The sequence below is a fragment of the Escherichia sp. E4736 genome (assembly GCF_005781225.1).
Taxonomy (GTDB): Bacteria; Pseudomonadota; Gammaproteobacteria; order Enterobacterales; family Enterobacteriaceae; genus Escherichia.
In genome coordinates this window covers 1-21271 of the sequence record NZ_VATT01000010.1, presented here as the reverse complement: position 1 = coordinate 21271, position 21271 = coordinate 1, and the positions used below count along the sequence as shown (strand labels likewise).

Sequence of the window (21271 nt, the reverse complement as noted above, 5' to 3'; positions counted from 1 at the left end):
CCTCCTTACAGTTCAGCGACAAGTTTATCCACGATGTCGCTGTTAGCAGCTTCATCCACGGAACGTTCGATGATCTTCTCGGCGCCAGCAACAGCCAGGATAGCAACTTGCTTACGCAGCTCTTCACGGGCACGTTTACGCTCGGCTTCAATTTCCGCCTGCGCCTGGGCCACGATTTTAGTACGTTCCTGTTCTGCCTCAGCTTTCGCTTCGTCCAGAATCTGCGAGCGGCGTTTGTTCGCCTGCTCGATGATTACCTGGGCTTCCGCTTTCGCTTTTTTCAGCTGGTCGGTCGCGCTGGCCTTTGCAAGGTCAAGGTCCTTATGTGCTCGTTCTGCGGAAGCAAGACCGTCAGCAATTTCTTTTTGACGTTTTTCGATGGCTGCCATTAATGGCGGCCATACGTACTTCATGCAGAACAGAACGAACAGGACAAACGCGATGGCCTGGCCGAGGATTGTTGCGTTAAGATTCACAGCACAATGCCTCTATTTAGTTAACGTTCTGATATTGCTCTTTAAATAAAAGCAACGCTTACTACGCGACAGCGAACATCACGTACAGACCCAGACCTACAGCGATCATCGGGATAGCATCCACCAGACCCATAACGATAAAGAACTGAGTACGCAGCAGAGGAATCAGATCAGGTTGACGCGCTGCGCCTTCCAGGAATTTACCCCCGAGGATGCCGATACCGATCGCAGCACCGATTGCCGCCAGACCCATCATCACAGCGGCAGCCATGTACAGCAGATCCATATTCAGGTTTTCCATGACAGTCTCCAGTTTGTTTCAGTTAAAACGTAGTAGTGTTGGTAAATTAATGCTCTTCAGACGCCATCGACAGATAGACGATCGTCAGAACCATGAAGATGAAGGCTTGCAGCGTAATGATCAGGATGTGGAAAATGGCCCACGGCACATTCAGGATCCACTGTGACCACCACGGCAACAGACCAGCAATCAGAATGAAAATCAGCTCACCGGCATACATGTTACCGAACAGTCGCAAACCGAGTGAAACTGGTTTGGACAGCAGGCTTACCCCTTCAAGGATTAAGTTGACAGGAATGAACGCCCAGTGATTGAACGGCTGCAGCGTCAACTCTTTCGTGAAGCCGCCGATGCCTTTCATTTTGATGCTGTAGAACAGAATCAGGATAAATACGCCCAGTGCCATAGACAGTGTTACGTTCACGTCCGCAGACGGAACCACACGCAGTGCAGGCAGACCCAGTACATGTTCAGCAATGTACGGCAGCAGGTCGATAGGCAGTAAATCCATCAGGTTCATCAGGAACACCCAGACGAAGATCGTCAGGGCCAGCGGAGCAATCAGCTTGCTTTTGCCATGGTACATGTCTTTCACGCTACCATTAACAAAGCCGATCACCAGCTCAATCGCGGTCTGAAACTTACCTGGCACGCCGCTGGTTGCCTTTTTGGCTACGCTACGGAATAAAACCAGGAACAACAGACCCAGCACCACCGAGAAGAACATGGAGTCAATATTAATTGTCCAGAAGGTGGCTGGGGGGTTATGCGGATCCACCAGCGAGAATGTACGCAGGTCCAGCTGAAGGTTATTCAGGTGGTGTCCTATGTAATCCTGCGGCGTCATATTTTCTGAAGCCATGATGCCTTTTACCCTTTGTTGTTAATTACAGCCGGTGCCAGTATCTGAACCACCAGCACCAAAACCCACGTAACGATCAGCGGCAAGAATACCGCCTTTAAAACAGCCAACGCCACCACCAGTAACACCAACATAGCCAGAACTTTGAAAGCTTCGCCAAATGCGAACGTCCAGGCCACCCGGCCTTTCGCTGGTGTATGCGCCTGGTGACGCCAGGCAAATATCATAAAAAAAACGTTAGGCAGAAAGACTGCCAGGCCTCCACTTAACGCAGAGACGCCCCAGAAGGGGTCTTTGAGGCTGAACAGCAATCCACTTGCTATCACCACCAGTAACTGAACGAGCAGAAGCTTCCGAGCAACGTTTCGACTCAAGAGCGACACAGACATCACGTTTTTCACTCCTGCTCCCTTCGAGGTATGCCGCGTGTCGTATAAAACTTTCTTTAAGGCTTAGAGTCAAGCATCAAAAAGCGGTCAAATTATACGGTGCGCCCCCGTGATTTCAAACAATAAGTAGCCAAAAGGTGAATAAATGTTTAAATATTTTTCCAGTGCATACAATTGCGACTTTTCTGCTAACCGTGGTGGATCATGAAAAACTGTAAATAACGCGTAAACACTAGTGGTAAAGCGTGCTTCAGATCACATATCGAGCATGTTCACCCGTAGCATATTTATTTACTTGGCAAATGATGCCTTTGCAAGCTTCTGATATTTAAGTCTAAAAACAGATACTCTTTTCACAAATAGCATTTACACAACAAAAACCACCCATTGACATTCTTAATAAAACTTTAACAGACAATTATGGTTCTTAGCGCCGATTTTTAGCAGCCTGATATTTTCACTAATGACTTATTTTCTGCTTACCAAAAAAAGCCACGTTACTTTGTTGATACAAAATAGTGAACGTGGCGTTAAATGTAACCAGTTATATCAGTAGAAAACCTGGTTGTTGTTAACAGTCTAACCGGTCAATTTTTTATTATTTTTTTGATAAAAATTAAATTTTATTTGCTTTAATAACCACCAGATGACGTTCGCCATCCAGGGCTGGAACCTGAAGTTTAATCACTGATTCAACCTGATATTCTTCGGGCAACAAAGCGATTTCATCTTCCGGCATTTGCCCTTTCAGCGCGTAGAAACGGCCTTGCTCACCAGGAAGATGATGGCACCAGCTCACCATATCGTTCAGAGAGGCAAAAGCGCGGCTAATTACGCCATCAAATGGTGGCTCTGACGGAAACTCTTCTACCCTGCTTTGTACTGGCTCAATATTCTCCAGTTTAAGCTCATGTTGCACCTGACGGAGGAAACGCACGCGTTTACCAAGGCTATCCAGCAATGTGAAATGGGCTTCAGGACGCACGATGGAAAGCGGTATGCCAGGCAACCCCGGTCCGGTTCCCACATCAATAAAACGCTCACCTTGCAGATATGGAGCAACGACAATGCTGTCGAGAATATGGCGTACCAGCATCTCGTTAGGATCGCGGACCGAGGTCAGGTTGTACGCTTTATTCCATTTATGCAGCATATTTACGTAGGCAATAAGCTGATTTTTCTGGTGATCGGTAAGCGAAATTCCTGCGTCTTTCAGCAGTGAAGAGAGTTTGTTGAGCACGGTGATTACCTGTTCTTGATGCGTTGCCAGGTAAGCGGGTGCTTACCTGGCATTTTTAATGCGTTATGCGCTACGACGCAGCATACCCTGTTTTTTCAGCCACACCAGAAGAATGGAGATGGCCGCAGGCGTAACGCCAGAAATACGCGAAGCCTGACCGATAGAGGCCGGTTTGTGATCGTTAAGTTTGGCGATCACTTCGTTAGACAGACCGGATACCTGGCGGTAATCCAGCGTCGCAGGCAGCAGCGTGTTCTCGTTACGCTGTTGCTTTTCGATCTCATCTTGCTGGCGCGCAATATAACCTTCGTATTTAACCTGAATCTCAACCTGTTCCGCCGCCTGTTCGTCTGTCAACGCAGGGGAAAACGGCGTCAGCGTGGTTAATTTTTCATAAGTCATTTCCGGACGACGCAGCAGATCTTCACCGCTGGCTTCACGGGAAAGCGGCGCAGTCAGGTGAGCATTCACTTCGGCTGCAGCTTCCGCTGACGGCGTTACCCAAGTTGACTTCAGGCGCTGACGCTCACGCTCGATGTTCTCAAGCTTCTCGTTAAAGCGCGCCCAGCGTTCGTCATCTACCAGACCCAGTTCACGACCGATTTCAGTCAAACGCAGATCCGCGTTATCTTCGCGCAGCATCAGACGATATTCTGCGCGGGAGGTAAACATACGGTACGGTTCTTTGGTTCCTAAAGTGCACAGGTCATCAACCAGTACGCCGAGATACGCCTGAGAACGCGCCGGAGCCCAACCTTCTTTGTCAGCAGACAGACGGGCAGCGTTAAGACCGGCCAGCAAACCTTGCGCAGCGGCTTCTTCATAACCGGTAGTGCCGTTAATCTGACCAGCAAAGAACAGGCCCTGGATAAACTTACTCTCCAGCGTTGGCTTCAGGTCACGCGGATCGAAGAAGTCATATTCGATGGCATAACCAGGACGCACGATCTTCGCATTTTCCATCCCCTGCATGGAGCGGACGATTTGCATCTGCACATCGAACGGCAGGCTGGTGGAGATACCGTTCGGATAAATTTCGTTAGACGTCAGCCCTTCCGGTTCAAGGAAGATCTGATGCTGATTTCTGTCGGCAAAGCGCATGACTTTGTCTTCGATCGACGGGCAGTAGCGTGGGCCAACACCTTCGATCACCCCTGCGTACATTGGGCTGCGATCGAGGTTACTGCGGATCACATCGTGGGTTTTCTCGTTGGTATGGGTGATATAACACGGAACCTGCTGGGGATGCTGGGCCGCATTGCCCATGAACGAGAATACCGGCATTGGGTTATCGCCATGCTGTTGCGCCAGCACGCTGAAGTCGATAGTGCGCGCATCGATACGCGGCGGCGTCCCGGTTTTCAGACGACCAACGCGCAGCGGCAGTTCACGCAAACGGCGAGAAAGCGGAATGGATGGCGGATCACCAGCACGGCCACCGCTGTAATTATCCAGACCGATATGAATTTTACCGTCGAGGAACGTCCCAACGGTGAGCACGACGGCTTTGGCACGGAACTTCAGTCCCATTTGGGTAACTGCACCGACCACGCGATCGTTTTCGACAATAAGATCTTCAACCGCCTGCTGGAAGATCATCAGGTTCGGTTGGTTCTCCAGCGCCGTTCGTACCGCCTGACGGTAGAGCACACGATCCGCCTGAGCCCGGGTAGCGCGAACCGCCGGCCCTTTGCTGGCGTTTAGTATCCTAAACTGGATACCCGCCTGATCGATCGCTTTCGCCATCAGACCGCCGAGTGCATCCACTTCTTTTACCAGATGTCCCTTCCCAATACCGCCGATCGCCGGGTTGCAGCTCATCTGCCCCAGAGTGTCGATATTGTGTGTCAAAAGCAGAGTCTGTTGACCCATACGCGCCGCGGCCATCGCGGCCTCGGTGCCTGCATGACCCCCGCCAATGATGATGACGTCAAAAGGATCCGGATAAAACATGGTGATTGCCTCGCATAACGCGGTATGAAAATGGATTGAAGCCCGGGCCGTGGATTCTACTCAACTTTGTCGGCTTGAGAAAGACCCGGGATCCTGGGTATTAAAAAGAAGATCTATTTATTTAGAGATCTGTTCTATTGTGATCTCTTATTAGGATCGCACTGCCCTGTGGATAACAAGGATCCGGCTTTTAAGATCAACAACCTGGAAAGGATCATTAACTGTGAATGATCGGTGATCCTGGACAGTATAAGCTGGGATCAGAATGAGGGGTTATACACAACTCAAAAACTGAACAACAGTTGTTCTTTGGATAACTACCGGTTGATCCAAGCTTCCTGACAGAGTTATCCACAGTAGAACGCACGATCTGTATACTTATTTGAGTAAATTAATCCACGATCCCAGCCATTCTTCTGCCGGATCTTCCGGAATGTCGTGATCAAGGATGTTGATCTTCAGTGTTTCACCAATCTGTTTTGCACCGGAATTTTTGAGTTCTGCCTCGAGTTTATCGATGGCCCCACAAAAAGTGTCGTATTCACGACTGCCAATACCGATTGCGCCAAAGCGCACCGCAGAAAGATCGGGCTTTTGTTCCTGCAATGCTTCATAGAAAGGAGAAAGGTTGTCCGGAATGTCTCCGGCACCGTGGGTTGAGCTGATAACCAGCCAGATCCCAGAGGCAGATAAATCTTCTAACAGCGGACCGTGCAGCGTTTCGGTGGTAAAACCCGCCTCTTCCAGCTTTTCAGCCAGGTGTTCTGCTACATATTCGGCACCGCCCAGGGTGCTGCCGCTGATAAGAGTGATATCTGCCATAAACCGCCACCTTTATTAAGAGTGGCGTATTGTACGCTGTGAACGCGCTGGGATCTACCTGTGGAAAAGTATGGGATTAAAAAAGCTGATCATGGCTTGATGGTGCGCATGATCGGGTTCTGCAGGACGATCAGTGTCTCAGTGGACTGAATTTCATCAATTGTTTGGATCTTGTTGATAAGTACATGCTGGAGGGCGTCGATCGAGCGGCACATTACTTTTATAAAGATGCTGTAGTGGCCGGTGGTGTAATAGGCTTCGGTGACTTCGTCGAGACTTTCCAGCTTTGCCAGCGCGGAAGGATAGTCTTTTGCGCTCTTCAGGATAATGCCGATAAAACAGCCTACGTCATAACCGAGCTGTTTTGGGCTGACGTCGATACGGGCGCCGGTAATGATCCCCGCCTGCTTCATTTTCTCTACACGAACGTGAATCGTCCCCGGGCTTACGCCAAATTGTTTCGCCAGTTCGGCGTAAGCGGTGCGTGCATTGCCCATTAATGCTTCCAGGATGCCGCGGTCCAGATTGTCGATCAGATAATTTTCCATAGGATTTTCTTATGTGTATTGATGATTTGTTCTATTTTAGCCTTCTTTTTTAACGAATCAAAAGTGTGTGAGGCTTTTTGTTGAATGATTATTGCATGTGTGTCGGTTTTTGTTGCTTAATCATAAGCAACAGGACGCAGGAGTATAAAAAATGAAAACCGCTTACATTGCCAAACAACGTCAAATTAGCTTCGTGAAATCTCACTTTTCTCGTCAACTGGAAGAACGCTTAGGGCTGATTGAAGTCCAGGCGCCGATTCTTAGCCGTGTGGGGGATGGCACGCAGGATAACTTGTCGGGCTGTGAAAAAGCGGTACAGGTAAAAGTGAAAGCTCTGCCTGATGCCCAGTTCGAAGTGGTTCATTCACTGGCGAAGTGGAAACGTCAGACATTAGGGCAACACGACTTCAGCGTGGGCGAAGGGCTGTACACGCACATGAAAGCCCTTCGCCCCGATGAAGACCGTCTTTCCCCGCTGCACTCGGTCTATGTTGACCAGTGGGACTGGGAACGCGTAATGGGCGACGGTGAGCGTCAATTCTCCACTCTGAAAAGCACAGTAGAGGCGATCTGGGCGGGAATTAAAGCAACCGAAGCTGCTGTTAGCGAAGAGTTTGGTCTGGCACCGTTCCTGCCGGATCAGATCCACTTCGTACACAGCCAGGAGTTACTGTCTCGTTATCCGGATCTCGATGCCAAAGGGCGTGAGCGGGCGATTGCGAAAGATCTTGGCTCGGTATTCCTCGTAGGGATTGGTGGCAAGCTGAGCGATGGTCATCGCCACGACGTGCGCGCACCGGATTATGATGACTGGAGCACCCCGTCAGAGCTGGGCCATGCGGGTCTGAACGGCGATATTCTGGTATGGAACCCAGTACTGGAAGATGCGTTTGAGCTTTCTTCCATGGGGATCCGCGTGGATGCCGACACGCTGAAGCATCAACTGGCGCTGACCGGTGATGAAGATCGTCTACAGCTGGAATGGCATCAGGCGCTGCTGCGTGGTGAAATGCCGCAGACCATCGGTGGCGGTATTGGCCAGTCTCGTTTGACTATGCTGCTGCTGCAACTGCCGCATATCGGCCAGGTTCAGTGTGGTGTATGGCCGGCAGCTGTTCGCGAGAGCGTCCCTTCTCTGCTGTAATCGTTTATCGCCGCCAGCGTCTGAGCAGGCGGCTTCGCATCCCGGTATCAAAGCGCCAGATATGATCGAAAATGCGCATGATGCCGGGTTTGCCGTGTGCTGACATCGCCACGGCGTGAAAGCGATGCTGATGTACCCGCTGCAACTCTTTCACTTTACTCGTCACATCGTCAGGCAACCGCTGGGCGATAAAATCAGAAATCACCACCGCATCAGCGTCAAACCATTCCCGACTTTGTAAGCGTTCCATAATGGCGCGAAAACAACTGGCCAGATTGGTGCCGCCACGAAACTGCTGACTTAAAAAGCGGATCGCTTGTTCAAGACCTTGTGGGCCTGAAAGCTCGTAACGGACGATCTCGGTGGAAAATAACATAATATAGCAGCGTCGATTTTCAGCGAGGGCTATGCGCATCAAGGCCAGGCAGAACGCTTTCGCACACTGCTCATTAAAACCGCCCATTGAGCCGGAAGTATCTACGCAGACAATAAACGGTCCACGCGGTTGTTCGTCGTAATCTTTATGTACCACCGGGCGTTCGATCACTTTTTCACGCCATGATTCACCGTGCAGACGATAGGTGAGCAACTGTTTTTCCACCAGCCGACGATAAAATTCATATTCCAGTTCAGTGATGCCCAGTGTCGCCAGTTCCGGCGGCAGAAGGCGTAAAATATCATCGCTTTGTTGCAGGCCATCAACCTGCTCAGGAACGGTTGCCGGTTCGCGCACCATAGTGCGGAAGGTTTCCATCTGCGCATCGTTGCGGGGTATTGATTTGGCCTCCCGCGAACGTCCCAGCTGTTCCGCCAGACGTTTCAGTTCCGGCTGTTCGTTAAGAAATTCCCCGTATTTCACAATCAACTGATAGTCGCCGCGTTTAAGCTGACCGGCGCTCATATCCCACAGACGACCGGCTGCGGTGTTGTTATCTGCCAGAACTGGTTCGAGCTGTCCGCTTAATGTCATGCGTTCCTGAACTTCGCTCAACAGTTGTTCGCGTTCTTCTTCTAATAACTGCTGATTCAGGGTCGTCGCTTGCACAATCAGGCTTAAGCGCCAACGCTGGAGAAAAAGCGTATGCAATGACGGAGTGATAGTGCTGTTAGCATCAACCAGCTGTCGGGCTTGTTCGGCCCACGGGGAATTCAGACGATGCAGTAAGTCCAGAATCTGCGGCAGCTGCACAATAAACTGCGGCGTGGAGAGAAGCTGGCTTTGCTGATAGCACATGACCTCTTCAGTGAGTTCCGGCGGGACACGCGTATCTTTCAGACGGCTATGCAGCACCTCACGCCAGCGGGGAATATCATCGGTGATTGCCGCCTTGAGGCGCGGGAATTTTTCAAAGAATACCACCAGCTGCGGTGAGGCCAGCAGCGCGATGATCATCTCTTCGATCAATCCCTCTTCGCTGACGGCCAGCATCACATTGAGCGTATCCAGTGTTAGCATTGTTGCGCCTGGCGAATCTGGGCACCGACATCCTGTAGGCTGGCTTCAATGCGACCTAACCAGTCGCCAGGGATAAACAGACATTTTTGCTGTTCGCTGAATAAAATGTGTTGCTTACGCCAGTCGCTTTCAAGCTCTTCCAGTTGTTGTTTTATTTCATCTGGTAGACCTTCAGCCGATGAACCGGGGAGCGCCAGCATACTGCCTTGTAAACTTACATCGCGTACAACCAGATGTTGGGCGCTATCAACTTCCAGATTCAGTTTCTGGGCAAAGCCGATACCGTTCAGTTTGCCACGAATTTCACCACCTTTGCTCAGCCACTGTTCCAGCGCGCTACGCTCAAAGGAGATATGAACTACTTCCATATCATGCAGTTTTAACGGTTTTTGCAGCAGCAGAGTCAGATTGGAAGCTGTAACGTTGACAGGAAGCTGATACTGCTGACGACGGCTGAAAATGCCGCCCAGACGAATTACCGTTAAGGCTGTTTTATCGCTTTGTTGCTGCTGGAGTTGCAGACGACGTTGCACAATCGCGCCCAGGCGGGTCAACATCCCCTGCTGTTGCCAGGCATGACCGGTCATCAATAAATCAATTTGTTGTTGAATCAAATTCAGGCTTTGCGCGTCATACCACAGGCAATCTTTCAGCAAGATAAGATCAACCGGGGCAACAGCACTGCGACCACTAAAAAAAGCGCTGGCCTGCAATAAGCGGATCGCTTTTTTCCAGCGACGATCGGAGACGTAAGGCGCATCTGGTAATTTATCCAGTTGCTGGCGCAGCATAAAAATCAGCTCAAATACATGATCGGGCAGCGTAATTTCACTAATCTCTTTCTGCCAGCGTTCATATTCTTCATCAGTGACCTGCAAGGCGGCAGGAACCGGATTGTTATTTTCATCTTGTTGGCTGGTCAGCATGGAGCGGAAATTCGCTTTATCCTGCACTTTATCTAACCACAGACGAATCAGCATGCGGTCATATAACGCTTCCAGACTGCTGTCTGCTTCCGGCAGCTCGTTGGAGGCCGCCACGAGCAAGCGCATCGGGATTTTTTCGACATGAGCACCGTTACGGAATTGACGTTCGTTAATAGCGGTTAGCAGGGTATTAAGAATTGCCGGGCCAGCTTTCCAGATTTCATCCAGAAAGACGATTTCTGCTTCCGGCAGGTAACCGCTGGTTAAGCGTTCATAGCGTCCCTCATCTTTTAACGCCTGAATGGAAAGGGGGCCAAAAACTTCTTCCGGGGTGGAGAAGCGGGTCATCAGATATTCAAAATCGCGCGCATTCTGGAAGGCGAATTTTAAGCGACGGGCGATCAGACTTTTAGCAATACCTGGGGGGCCAAGCAGGAACACGCTTTCACCACTTAATGCCGCTAACAAACACAGGCGGATGGCGTGGCTACGTTCATAAAGCCCCTTTTCCAGCGCGCTGCTCAGGCGGGAAATTCTTTCCGCTAATAAATGAGGGTGAGCCATAATGAAGTGGCGTCCTTTCGTCAAAAGTTCTGCGTAAATTGCGAGTATAGACGTTTCTTGCTGGTGGCAAAAATAGTCTCAAAGAAGGGATATTTTTCTTTGAGCCAGGTTAATGTGGCCGCATTTAGGAGTACGATTTTGCCGTTAATCGTGCATACTGAGCGCTTTTTTGTGGGCCAAGGGACTACGCACACATTTCATATTTCAACGAAAGACTAGTCTATGAGCACTGATAATAAGCAATCGTTGCCCGCGATAACCCTCGCGGCGATTGGAGTTGTCTACGGCGATATTGGTACCAGCCCGTTATATACACTTCGTGAATGTTTGTCCGGCCAGTTTGGTTTTGGCGTTGAACGCGATGCCGTGTTTGGCTTTTTATCGCTGATCTTCTGGCTGCTAATCTTTGTGGTTTCCATCAAATACCTTACCTTCGTGATGCGCGCGGATAACGCCGGTGAAGGGGGGATCCTGACGTTGATGTCGCTTGCCGGGCGTAATACGTCGGCGCGAACCACATCAATGCTGGTGATTATGGGGCTAATCGGTGGCAGCTTTTTCTATGGCGAAGTCGTCATAACACCCGCCATTTCGGTGATGTCTGCCATTGAAGGTCTGGAAATCGTCGCCCCGCAACTGGATACCTGGATAGTTCCCCTCTCAATCATCGTTCTTACTTTACTGTTTATGATTCAAAAACATGGCACTGCTATGGTCGGTAAGCTGTTTGCGCCGATCATGCTGACCTGGTTTTTGATTCTGGCAGGGTTGGGGTTACGTAGCATTATTGCTAACCCGGAAGTGCTGCATGCGCTGAATCCGATGTGGGCAGTGCATTTCTTCCTTGAATACAAAACGGTTTCTTTTATTGCATTAGGGGCAGTTGTGCTGTCGATTACCGGAGTCGAGGCACTGTATGCCGATATGGGGCATTTTGGTAAGTTCCCGATTCGCCTGGCGTGGTTCACTGTCGTCTTGCCTTCCTTAACCCTTAACTACTTCGGCCAGGGAGCGCTGTTGTTAAAGAACCCGGAAGCGATTAAGAACCCGTTCTTCCTGTTAGCACCGGATTGGGCGCTAATCCCGCTGCTGATCATCGCTGCACTGGCAACGGTGATTGCCTCGCAGGCAGTTATCTCTGGCGTTTTCTCATTGACGCGTCAGGCGGTACGTCTGGGATATCTTTCGCCGATGCGTATCATTCACACCTCCGAAAGGGAGTCAGGGCAAATCTATATTCCGTTTGTGAACTGGATGCTCTATGTCGCGGTCGTGATTGTGATTGTCAGCTTTGAGCACTCCAGTAACCTGGCGGCGGCGTATGGGATTGCGGTGACCGGAACGATGGTACTGACGTCTATTCTTTCGACTACCGTGGCGCGTCAGAACTGGCACTGGAATAAGTATTTTGTTGCGCTGATCCTGATAGCCTTCCTTTGTGTCGATATTCCATTGTTCACCGCTAACCTCGATAAACTGCTCTCCGGCGGCTGGTTGCCATTGAGCCTCGGTACGGTGATGTTTATCGTGATGACCACCTGGAAGAGCGAGCGTTTCCGCCTGCTGCGACGGATGCATGAACATGGTAATTCTCTGGAAGCGATGATTGCTTCGCTGGAGAAATCACCGCCCGTTCGCGTTCCCGGAACCGCGGTGTACATGTCGCGTGCAATCAACGTCATTCCCTTTGCGCTGATGCATAACCTTAAACATAACAAGGTATTGCATGAGCGGGTGATTCTGTTAACTCTGCGTACCGAAGACGCGCCATATGTCCATAACGTCCGTCGGGTACAGATTGAACAACTGTCGCCCACTTTCTGGCGCGTGGTGGCAAGTTACGGCTGGCGGGAAACGCCAAACGTGGAAGAAGTCTTCCACCGCTGTGGCCTGGAAGGGTTAAGTTGCCGGATGATGGAAACCTCCTTCTTTATGTCCCATGAGTCGTTGATCCTCGGCAAACGCCCGTGGTACTTACGTTTGCGTGGCAAACTGTACTTGCTGTTGCAGCGTAATGCACTGCGTGCACCAGATCAGTTTGAAATCCCACCAAACAGGGTTATTGAACTAGGTACTCAGGTCGAAATCTAACGCCAGACGCCTCCTTTCTCCATAAAGGAGGCGTTTTTGTTTTTCATGCTTAATCACGATGTAAAACGTTTCGATGTTGATCACATTTCAGTAACGTTGCGATGGTTTTCTCTGTTCAGTCAGGATTAAACTGCTGGTCAGCGAAACGTTTCGCTGATGGAGAAAAAAATGAAAAAAGGCACCGTTCTTAATTCTGATATTTCGTCGGTGATCTCCCGTCTGGGGCATACCGATACGCTGGTGGTGTGTGATGCTGGTTTACCCATCCCAAAAAGTACAACGCGTATCGATGTGGCATTAACCCAGGGCGTACCTTCTTTTATGCAGGTACTGGGAGTTGTTACGAGTGAAATGCAGGTTGAGGCAGCCATTATCGCGGAAGAGATCAAACAACATAATCCGCAACTCCACGAAACGTTGCTCACTCACCTTGAGCAGCTGCAACAACACCAGGGAAACACCATTGAAATTCGTTACACCACGCATGAACAATTCAAACAACTAACCGCAGAAAGTCAGGCGGTAATTCGCAGCGGAGAATGTTCTCCGTATGCGAATATCATTCTCTGTGCTGGCGTGACGTTCTGAGGTCGTCATGGAAGCATTACTACAGCTTAAAGGCATTGATAAAGCCTTTCCGGGCGTAAAAGCCCTCTCGGGCGCCGCGTTAAATGTCTATCCGGGCCGCGTAATGGCGCTGGTAGGCGAAAACGGCGCGGGTAAATCCACCATGATGAAAGTGCTTACCGGTATCTATACTCGCGATGCCGGTACGCTTTTATGGCTGGGGAAAGAAACGACATTTACCGGGCCGAAATCTTCCCAGGAAGCCGGGATTGGGATTATCCACCAGGAGCTGAACCTGATCCCGCAGTTGACCATTGCCGAAAACATTTTCCTCGGTCGTGAGTTTGTTAATCGCTTTGGCAAAATTGACTGGAAAACCATGTATGCCGAAGCGGATAAATTGCTGGCTAAACTTAACCTGCGCTTTAAAAGCGACAAGCTGGTGGGAGATCTTTCCATCGGTGACCAGCAAATGGTTGAAATCGCCAAAGTGCTGAGCTTTGAGTCGAAAGTCATCATTATGGATGAACCGACAGATGCGCTGACTGATACCGAAACCGAATCCCTGTTCCGCGTCATTCGCGAGCTGAAATCGCAAGGGCGCGGCATTGTCTATATCTCCCACCGCATGAAAGAAATCTTCGAGATTTGCGATGACGTTACCATTTTTCGTGACGGGCAATTTATTGCCGAGCGTGAAGTGGCATCACTGACCGAAGATTCGCTGATTGAGATGATGGTGGGCCGCAAGCTGGAAGAGCAGTATCCACACCTGGACAAAGCGCCGGGAGATATCCGCCTGAAAGTCGATAATCTCTGCGGACCTGGTGTTAACAACGTCTCTTTTACCCTACGCAATGGCGAAATCCTTGGCGTCTCTGGTTTAATGGGCGCGGGGCGTACCGAATTAATGAAAGTGCTCTATGGCGCACTGCCGCGCACCAGCGGTTATGTCACGCTGGATGGGCATGAAGTTATTACTCGTTCACCGCAGGATGGCCTGGCAAACGGCATTGTGTATATCTCTGAAGACCGTAAACGCGACGGTTTAGTACTGGGCATGTCAGTAAAAGAAAATATGTCGCTGACTGCGCTGCGCTACTTCAGCCGTACTGGCGGCAGTTTGAAGCATGCCGATGAACAACAGGCAGTGAGTGATTTTATTCGCCTGTTCAATGTGAAAACGCCGTCAATGGAACAGGCAATTGGCCTGCTCTCCGGTGGCAATCAGCAAAAAGTGGCGATTGCCCGCGGTCTGATGACGCGCCCGAAAGTACTTATCCTTGATGAACCTACCCGTGGTGTAGATGTCGGCGCGAAAAAAGAGATCTATCAACTGATCAACCAGTTCAAAGCCGATGGCTTGAGCATCATTCTGGTGTCATCAGAGATGCCAGAAGTATTAGGCATGAGCGATCGCATCATCGTCATGCATGAAGGGCATCTCAGCGGGGAATTTACTCGTGAGCAAGCCACCCAGGAAGTGTTAATGGCTGCCGCTGTGGGCAAGCTTAATCGCGTGAATCAGGAGTAAAAAAATGACAACCCAGACTGTTTCTGGTCGCCGTTATTTCACGAAAGCGTGGCTGATGGAGCAGAAATCGCTTATCGCTCTGCTGGTGCTGATCGCGATTGTCTCGACGTTAAGCCCGAACTTTTTCACCATCAATAACTTATTCAATATTCTCCAGCAAACCTCGGTGAACGCCATTATGGCGGTAGGGATGACGCTGGTGATCCTGACGTCGGGCATCGACTTGTCGGTAGGTTCTCTGTTGGCGCTGACTGGCGCAGTTGCTGCGTCTATCGTCGGCATTGAAGTCAATGCGCTGGTGGCTGTCGCTGCCGCACTGGCATTAGGTGCCGCAATTGGTGCGGTAACAGGGGTGATTGTGGCGAAAGGCCGCGTCCAGGCGTTTATCGCTACCCTCGTGATGATGTTATTGCTGCGCGGCGTGACCATGGTTTATACCAACGGTAGCCCAGTGAATACCGGCTTTACTGAGAACGCCGATCTGTTTGGCTGGTTTGGTATTGGTCGTCCGCTGGGCGTACCGACGCCAGTCTGGATCATGGGGATTGTCTTCCTCGCGGCCTGGTACATGCTGCATCACACGCGTCTGGGGCGTTACATCTACGCGCTGGGCGGCAACGAAGCGGCAACGCGTCTTTCTGGTATCAACGTCAATAAAATCAAGATCATCGTCTATTCTCTTTGTGGTCTGCTGGCATCGCTGGCCGGGATCATTGAAGTGGCGCGCCTCTCCTCCGCACAACCCACGGCGGGGACTGGCTATGAGCTGGATGCTATTGCGGCGGTGGTTCTGGGCGGTACGAGTCTGGCGGGCGGAAAAGGTCGCATTGTTGGGACGTTGATCGGCGCATTAATTCTTGGCTTCCTTAATAATGGATTGAATTTGTTAGGTGTTTCCTCCTATTACCAGATGATCGTCAAAGCTGTGGTGATTTTGCTGGCGGTGCTGGTAGACAACAAAAAGCAGTAATAACGACTACAGGACATCTTGAATATGAACATGAAAAAACTGGCTACCCTGGTTTCTGCTGTTGCGCTAAGCGCCACCGTTAGTGCGAATGCAATGGCAAAAGACACCATTGCGCTGGTGGTTTCCACACTCAATAACCCGTTCTTTGTATCGCTGAAAGATGGCGCGCAGAAAGAGGCGGATAAACTCGGCTATAACCTGGTGGTGCTGGACTCCCAGAACAACCCGGCGAAAGAGCTGGCGAACGTGCAGGACTTAACCGTTCGCGGCACCAAAATTCTGCTGATTAACCCAACCGACTCCGATGCGGTGGGTAACGCCGTGAAGATGGCAAACCAGGCTAACATCCCGGTTATCACCCTTGACCGTCAGGCCACGAAAGGCGAAGTGGTGAGCCACATTGCTTCTGATAACGTACTGGGCGGCAAAATCGCCGGTGATTACATCGCGAAGAAAGCGGGCGAAGGTGCCAAAGTTATCGAGCTGCAAGGCATTGCCGGTACATCCGCAGCCCGTGAACGTGGTGAAGGCTTCCAGCAGGCTGTTGCTGCTCACAAATTTAACGTCCTTGCCAGCCAGCCGGCAGACTTCGACCGTACCAAAGGTTTGAACGTAATGCAGAACCTGTTGACCGCTCATCCGGATGTGCAGGCAGTGTTCGCGCAGAATGATGAAATGGCGCTGGGCGCACTGCGTGCGCTGCAAACTGCTGGTAAATCGGATGTGATGGTCGTCGGATTTGACGGTACACCTGATGGCGAAAAAGCAGTAAATGATGGCAAACTGGCAGCGACTATCGCTCAGTTACCCGATCAGATTGGCGCGAAAGGTGTCGAAACCGCGGACAAAGTTCTGAAAGGCGAAAAAGTTCAGGCGAAATATCCGGTTGATCTGAAACTGGTTGTTAAGCAGTAGTCTTAGTCGGGTTTTATAACCTGATAGTGGCATCAATACGTCATCGACAGATGAACGTGTAATATAAAGAAAAGCAGGGCACGCGCCACCCTAACCCGGTGGCGCATTTTATGGACATCCCGAATATGCAAAACGCAGGCAGCCTCGTTGTTCTTGGCAGCATTAATGCTGACCATATCCTTAATCTTCAATCTTTTCCTACTCCAGGCGAAACCGTAACCGGTAACCACTATCAAGTCGCATTTGGCGGCAAAGGCGCGAATCAGGCGGTGGCAGCAGGGCGTAGCGGCGCGAATATCTCGTTTATAGCCTGCACGGGCGATGACAGTATTGGCGAGAGCGTACGTCAGCAGCTCGCTACTGATAACATTGATATTTCACCTGTAAGCGTGATCAAAGGTGAATCAACAGGTGTGGCGCTGATTTTTGTTAATAGTGAAGGCGAGAACGTCATCGGTATTCATTCCGGTGCTAACGCTGCCCTTTCCCCTGTGCTGGTAGAAGCACAACGCGAGCGTATTGCGAATGCCTCAGCATTATTAATGCAGCTGGAATCACCACTCGAAAGTGTGATGGCAGCAGCGAAAATTGCCCATCAAAATAAGACTATCGTTGCGCTTAACCCGGCCCCGGCTCGCGAACTTCCTGACGAACTGTTGGCGCTGGTGGACATTATTACGCCAAACGAAACGGAAGCAGAAAAGCTCACCGGTATTCGTGTTGAAAATGATGAAGATGCGGCGAAGGCGGCGCAGGTACTGCATGAAAATGGTATCCGTACTGTACTGATTACTTTAGGAAGTCGTGGTGTATGGGCTAGCGTGAATGGTGAAGGTCAGCGCGTTCCTGGATTCCGGGTGCAGGCTGTCGATACCATTGCTGCCGGAGATACCTTTAACGGCGCGTTAATCACGGCGTTGCTGGAAGAAAAACCATTGCCAGAGGCGATTCGTTTTGCCCATGCCGCCGCTGCGATTGCCGTAACACGTAAAGGCGCACAACCTTCCGTACCGTGGCGTGAAGAGATCGACGCATTTTTAGACAGGCAGAGGTGACGCTTGGCTACAATGAAAGATGTTGCCCGCCTGGCGGGCGTTTCTACCTCAACAGTTTCTCACGTCATCAATAAAGATCGCTTCGTCAGTGAAGCGATTACCGCCAAAGTTGAAGCGGCGATTAAAGAACTCAATTACGCGCCATCAGCTCTGGCGCGTAGCCTCAAACTCAATCAAACACATACCATTGGCATGTTGATCACTGCCAGTACTAATCCTTTCTATTCAGAACTGGTGCGTGGTGTTGAACGCAGCTGCTTCGAGCGCGGTTATAGTCTTGTCCTTTGTAATACCGAAGGCGATGAGCAGCGAATGAATCGTAATCTGGAAACTCTGATGCAAAAGCGTGTTGATGGCCTGCTGTTACTCTGCACCGAAACGCATCAGCCTTCGCGTGAAATCATGCAACGTTATCCGACGGTGCCTACCGTGATGATGGACTGGGCGCCGTTCGATGGCGACAGCGATCTTATTCAGGATAACTCGTTGCTGGGAGGCGATTTAGCGACGCAATATCTGATCGACAAAGGTCATACTCGTATCGCCTGTATTACCGGGCCTCTGGATAAAACGCCTGCACGATTGCGGCTGGAAGGTTATCGGGCGGCGATGAAACGTGCTGGCCTCGACATTCCCGATGGCTATGAAGTGACTGGCGATTTTGAATTTAACGGCGGGTTTGACGCGATGCGACAGCTGTTATCACATCCTCTGCGTCCTCAGGCGGTCTTTACCGGAAATGACGCAATGGCAGTGGGTGTTTACCAGGCGTTGTACCAGGCTGGATTGCATGTCCCGCAGGATATCGCGGTGATTGGTTATGACGATATTGAACTGGCACGTTATATGACGCCACCGCTCACCACTATCCATCAACCGAAAGATGAATTGGGAGAGCTGGCGATTGATGTACTCATCCACCGAATGGCGCAGCCAACCTTACAGCAACAACGATTACAACTTACTCCGATTCTGATGGTGCGCGGCTCGGCTTAGATTTTTGCTGGCGTTTAATCAAATTATTACCATCAGTTGCCTTCAGGAGCATGAACATCGCTGCTGAAGCAACCGTAATCATCCCCATCGTAATAAACGTATAGTGGAATTGTTCAACAATCGTCGTACCTTCCATCCCTTCGTAAACGCGAAGAACGGCTGCGCTAACGGCTACACCTAAACTGATCGACAACTGTTGCGTGACAGCCAGAACGCTATTACCACTGCTGGCGTTGTCATCGGTCAGATCGGCAAGTGTTATGGTATTCATCGCGGTAAATTGCGTCGACATCGCCATCCCTAAAATAAACAACGGCAAAATTAGCATCCAGATCGCCATTGCCGGAGATTGCAATGAGAACTGGGCGATCATCAAACCAATAATCACCGTAATTCCCACTAACGTATGGCGATAGCCCAGACGCCGTAAAACCTGCGTAACCATCGATTTCGCAATAATGGAGCCTAACGCTATCGGTGCCATCATGCAGCCAGCAATAAACGCCTGATAACCAAATCCTACCTGTAACATCAATGGCATAAGGAACGGTACACAGCCGGTCCCCAGACGGGTTGCAATATTGCCTACGATACCGATCGAGAAAGTGTGGGTTTTAAATAAATTTAATGAAATTAATGGGTTTGGCGTTCGTCGCGCATGGAGGATATAGAGAAGCAGTAACACTATGCTGGCCACAATGACCGTCAAGGCTATCCAGGTTTCAACAATTTTCTCACCAAACAGCTCTATTCCACTTGAGAAGAGCACAAGGCTAAGACCAAACAGTAAGAAACCAGTGATATCAAATTTTCGACGTGCTGTGGTGAAGTTGGGCATATGTTTGCGAGCGTAAAGAAGGCCCGCAATACCAATGGGAATATTGATTAAAAAGATCCAGTGCCATGTTGCCCACGTGACTAACATGCCCCCAAGAACGGGCCCTAAAATCGGCCCTACCAGACCCGGCATAGCGACAAAATTCAGTACAGGGAGGAGTTCATTGCGTGGGTATGCGCGTAGTAACGCCAGGCGAGCAACCGGCATCATCATTGCGCCGCCTATCCCCTGAATAACACGGAAGACAACCAGTTGTGGCAGCGAGTTTGAGAGTGCGCAGGCCAGAGAACCCAACGTGAACAAGCTAACGGCAATGGTAAAAACGCGGCGTGTGCCGAAGCGATCGGCCAGCCATCCGCTGACCGGAATAAGCATCGCCACCGTCAGCGTGTAACTGATGATGGCCGATTGCATAGCGAGGGGGGAGCGATTAAGACTATGAGCGATATCGGGGAGGGCTGTATTCAGGATAGTGGCATCAAGTGCCTGCATGAAGAAAGCCATCGCCGCAATCCATGGCAAACCCGCCATACTGCGCTTCTTTTTCTCGCTCATTCAATGTCCCTTTGTCTGGTTATCACTTATCCGGAGTGTGTAGTAGCGCCTGACAAGCCTTAAATGCCGCGTTGCCATCGCTTTGGATAATCGCATCGACGATCGCCTGGTGCAGATCCAGCTTTATCACGGTGTCACTGGTTATTGACGTGAAGTAAGTGTGATAAACCGAATGGAATAGCGAGGCGAAAGAGGTCAAAAACGGATTGGCGCTCATTTCATAGATGTGCTCATGCCAGGCCATATCGACCTCAACCCAACGTTCTCGGCGAAAGTTATCTTTTAATGCGACCATTTCGGCCATTAGCGTGTTGAGATGCGCCTTCTGTTCTGCTGTTCCTACCGTTGCAGCCAGTAAACAGGCTTGCGGCTCCAGACAGATACGCATAACCAAAAAGTGATCAATGACCTGATGAAAGTTCTCTTCTGTCATCCACCAGGTGAGTAATTCCTGATCAAGAAAGTTCCAGTTGGATTGTGGCATGACCCGAGTACCAATTCGTGGACGCGGTAAAACCATCCCCTTTGCTGTTAACGTCTTGACCGCTTCGCGTACCGCAGTACGACTCACACCAAATTGCTCACCCAGTTCAATTTCACCCGGCAAAATGGTGCCAGGTGCGTATTCACCTTTTAAGATTCGTTGTGCCAGCTTCTCAGCCAGAACATATGAAAGGTTTTTCTGTGCAGCTAACTGTTGTGCGCTTAAAGGCATTACTTATCTTCCTTTTTCTTTTTATTCCTCTTTAGTATGCCACCTGGAAGTGTGATTGCGGTTGCAAAAACGGCAAATTGCTTGTTTTATGGCACGCTCACAGGTGTTTTGCTGAAAAAACGCGCATTCGGAAAATTATTTTAAATTTCCTCTTGTCAGCTCAGAATAACTCCCTATAATGCGCCACCACTGACACGGAACAACGGCAAACACGCCGCCGGGTCAGCGGGATTCTCCTGAGAATCTCAACAGAGAAAAGCAAAAAAATGCTTGACTCTGTAGCGGGAAAGCGTATTATGCACACCCCGCGCCGCTGAGAAAAAGCGAAGCGGCACTGCTCTTTAACAATTTATC

20 protein-coding genes are annotated in these 21271 nt (G+C 50.3%); 8 read left to right on the top strand and 12 right to left on the bottom strand.

Going from position 1 to position 21271, the window contains the following annotated elements; all coding sequences use genetic code 11:
• Positions 1-5: 5 nt before the first annotated feature.
• The 8 genes from atpF to asnC all read right to left on the bottom strand — a co-directional run bounded on the left by atpF (position 6) and on the right by asnC (position 6591).
• Positions 6-476, bottom strand: a complete 471-nt coding sequence (gene atpF / locus FEK46_RS06835) for a F0F1 ATP synthase subunit B (protein ID WP_001052219.1) — start codon at positions 474-476, stop codon at positions 6-8.
• A gap of 61 nt (positions 477-537) precedes the next feature.
• Positions 538-777, bottom strand: a complete 240-nt coding sequence (atpE, locus tag FEK46_RS06830) for a F0F1 ATP synthase subunit C (protein ID WP_000429386.1) — start codon at positions 775-777, stop codon at positions 538-540.
• A 46-nt stretch (positions 778-823) separates the two neighbouring features.
• On the bottom strand, positions 824-1639 hold the full coding sequence (gene atpB, locus FEK46_RS06825; RefSeq protein ID WP_000135618.1) for a F0F1 ATP synthase subunit A: 816 nt from the start codon (positions 1637-1639) through the stop codon (positions 824-826).
• Positions 1640-1647: 8 nt separating this feature from the next.
• Positions 1648-2028: a F0F1 ATP synthase subunit I gene (atpI, locus tag FEK46_RS06820; protein WP_130206826.1), complete on the bottom strand. Its 381-nt coding sequence runs from the start codon at positions 2026-2028 to the stop codon at positions 1648-1650.
• 616 nt (positions 2029-2644) lie between these two features.
• Positions 2645-3268: a 16S rRNA (guanine(527)-N(7))-methyltransferase RsmG gene (gene rsmG, locus FEK46_RS06815; RefSeq protein WP_130206828.1), complete on the bottom strand. Its 624-nt coding sequence runs from the start codon at positions 3266-3268 to the stop codon at positions 2645-2647.
• Positions 3269-3331: 63 nt separating this feature from the next.
• Positions 3332-5221 (bottom strand): tRNA uridine-5-carboxymethylaminomethyl(34) synthesis enzyme MnmG, encoded by a 1890-nt coding sequence (gene mnmG, locus FEK46_RS06810; protein ID WP_130206830.1) that lies wholly within the window; start codon positions 5219-5221, stop codon positions 3332-3334.
• 378 nt (positions 5222-5599) lie between these two features.
• Positions 5600-6043: an FMN-binding protein MioC gene (gene mioC, locus FEK46_RS06805; RefSeq protein WP_130206832.1), complete on the bottom strand. Its 444-nt coding sequence runs from the start codon at positions 6041-6043 to the stop codon at positions 5600-5602.
• A gap of 89 nt (positions 6044-6132) precedes the next feature.
• On the bottom strand, positions 6133-6591 hold the full coding sequence (gene asnC / locus FEK46_RS06800) for a transcriptional regulator AsnC (protein WP_000432970.1): 459 nt from the start codon (positions 6589-6591) through the stop codon (positions 6133-6135).
• Positions 6592-6742: 151 nt separating this feature from the next.
• Between asnC and asnA the strand changes: the two genes are divergently transcribed.
• A complete protein-coding gene (asnA, locus tag FEK46_RS06795; protein WP_135560335.1) occupies positions 6743-7735 on the top strand; it encodes an aspartate--ammonia ligase in 993 nt (330 codons plus the stop codon).
• Between the two features lie 4 nt (positions 7736-7739).
• Here asnA and viaA read toward each other — a convergent pair whose 3' ends face one another.
• Together viaA and ravA are read right to left on the bottom strand one after the other, a co-directional pair.
• On the bottom strand, positions 7740-9191 hold the full coding sequence (viaA, locus tag FEK46_RS06790; protein ID WP_135560336.1) for an ATPase RavA stimulator ViaA: 1452 nt from the start codon (positions 9189-9191) through the stop codon (positions 7740-7742).
• The gene (ravA, locus tag FEK46_RS06785; RefSeq protein ID WP_130206836.1) at positions 9185-10681 is read right to left on the bottom strand and encodes an ATPase RavA; all 1497 of its coding nucleotides are present in this window, start codon (positions 10679-10681) and stop codon (positions 9185-9187) included. Before ravA ends, viaA begins: the two co-directional genes overlap by 7 nt.
• 222 nt (positions 10682-10903) lie before the next feature.
• Between ravA and kup the strand changes: the two genes are divergently transcribed.
• From kup to rbsR, 7 genes are all read left to right on the top strand, one after another.
• Positions 10904-12772: a low affinity potassium transporter Kup gene (kup, locus tag FEK46_RS06780; RefSeq protein ID WP_130206838.1), complete on the top strand. Its 1869-nt coding sequence runs from the start codon at positions 10904-10906 to the stop codon at positions 12770-12772.
• Positions 12773-12940: 168 nt separating this feature from the next.
• Positions 12941-13360 (top strand): D-ribose pyranase, encoded by a 420-nt coding sequence (gene rbsD, locus FEK46_RS06775; RefSeq protein ID WP_130206840.1) that lies wholly within the window; start codon positions 12941-12943, stop codon positions 13358-13360.
• 7 nt (positions 13361-13367) lie between these two features.
• Positions 13368-14873, top strand: a complete 1506-nt coding sequence (gene rbsA / locus FEK46_RS06770; RefSeq protein ID WP_130206842.1) for a ribose ABC transporter ATP-binding protein RbsA — start codon at positions 13368-13370, stop codon at positions 14871-14873.
• Between the two features lie 4 nt (positions 14874-14877).
• Entirely contained in the window at positions 14878-15843 is a 966-nt protein-coding gene (gene rbsC / locus FEK46_RS06765) for a ribose ABC transporter permease (protein ID WP_000211858.1), read from the top strand.
• A gap of 24 nt (positions 15844-15867) precedes the next feature.
• Positions 15868-16758, top strand: a complete 891-nt coding sequence (gene rbsB / locus FEK46_RS06760) for a ribose ABC transporter substrate-binding protein RbsB (RefSeq protein WP_001056273.1) — start codon at positions 15868-15870, stop codon at positions 16756-16758.
• Between the two features lie 125 nt (positions 16759-16883).
• Positions 16884-17813 (top strand): ribokinase, encoded by a 930-nt coding sequence (rbsK, locus tag FEK46_RS06755; RefSeq protein ID WP_135560341.1) that lies wholly within the window; start codon positions 16884-16886, stop codon positions 17811-17813.
• 3 nt (positions 17814-17816) lie between these two features.
• Positions 17817-18809 (top strand): ribose operon transcriptional repressor RbsR, encoded by a 993-nt coding sequence (gene rbsR / locus FEK46_RS06750; RefSeq protein ID WP_135560337.1) that lies wholly within the window; start codon positions 17817-17819, stop codon positions 18807-18809.
• On the opposite strand, the gene mdtD is transcribed toward rbsR, so the two are convergent.
• Both mdtD and FEK46_RS06740 read right to left on the bottom strand, forming a co-directional pair.
• Positions 18775-20202, bottom strand: coding sequence for a multidrug transporter subunit MdtD (gene mdtD, locus FEK46_RS06745; RefSeq protein ID WP_135560338.1), 1428 nt, complete (start codon positions 20200-20202; stop codon positions 18775-18777). The two genes, rbsR and mdtD, sit on opposite strands and share 35 nt — an antisense overlap.
• A gap of 22 nt (positions 20203-20224) precedes the next feature.
• On the bottom strand, positions 20225-20917 hold the full coding sequence (locus FEK46_RS06740; protein ID WP_130222537.1) for a FadR/GntR family transcriptional regulator: 693 nt from the start codon (positions 20915-20917) through the stop codon (positions 20225-20227).
• Positions 20918-21271 lie beyond the last annotated feature (354 nt).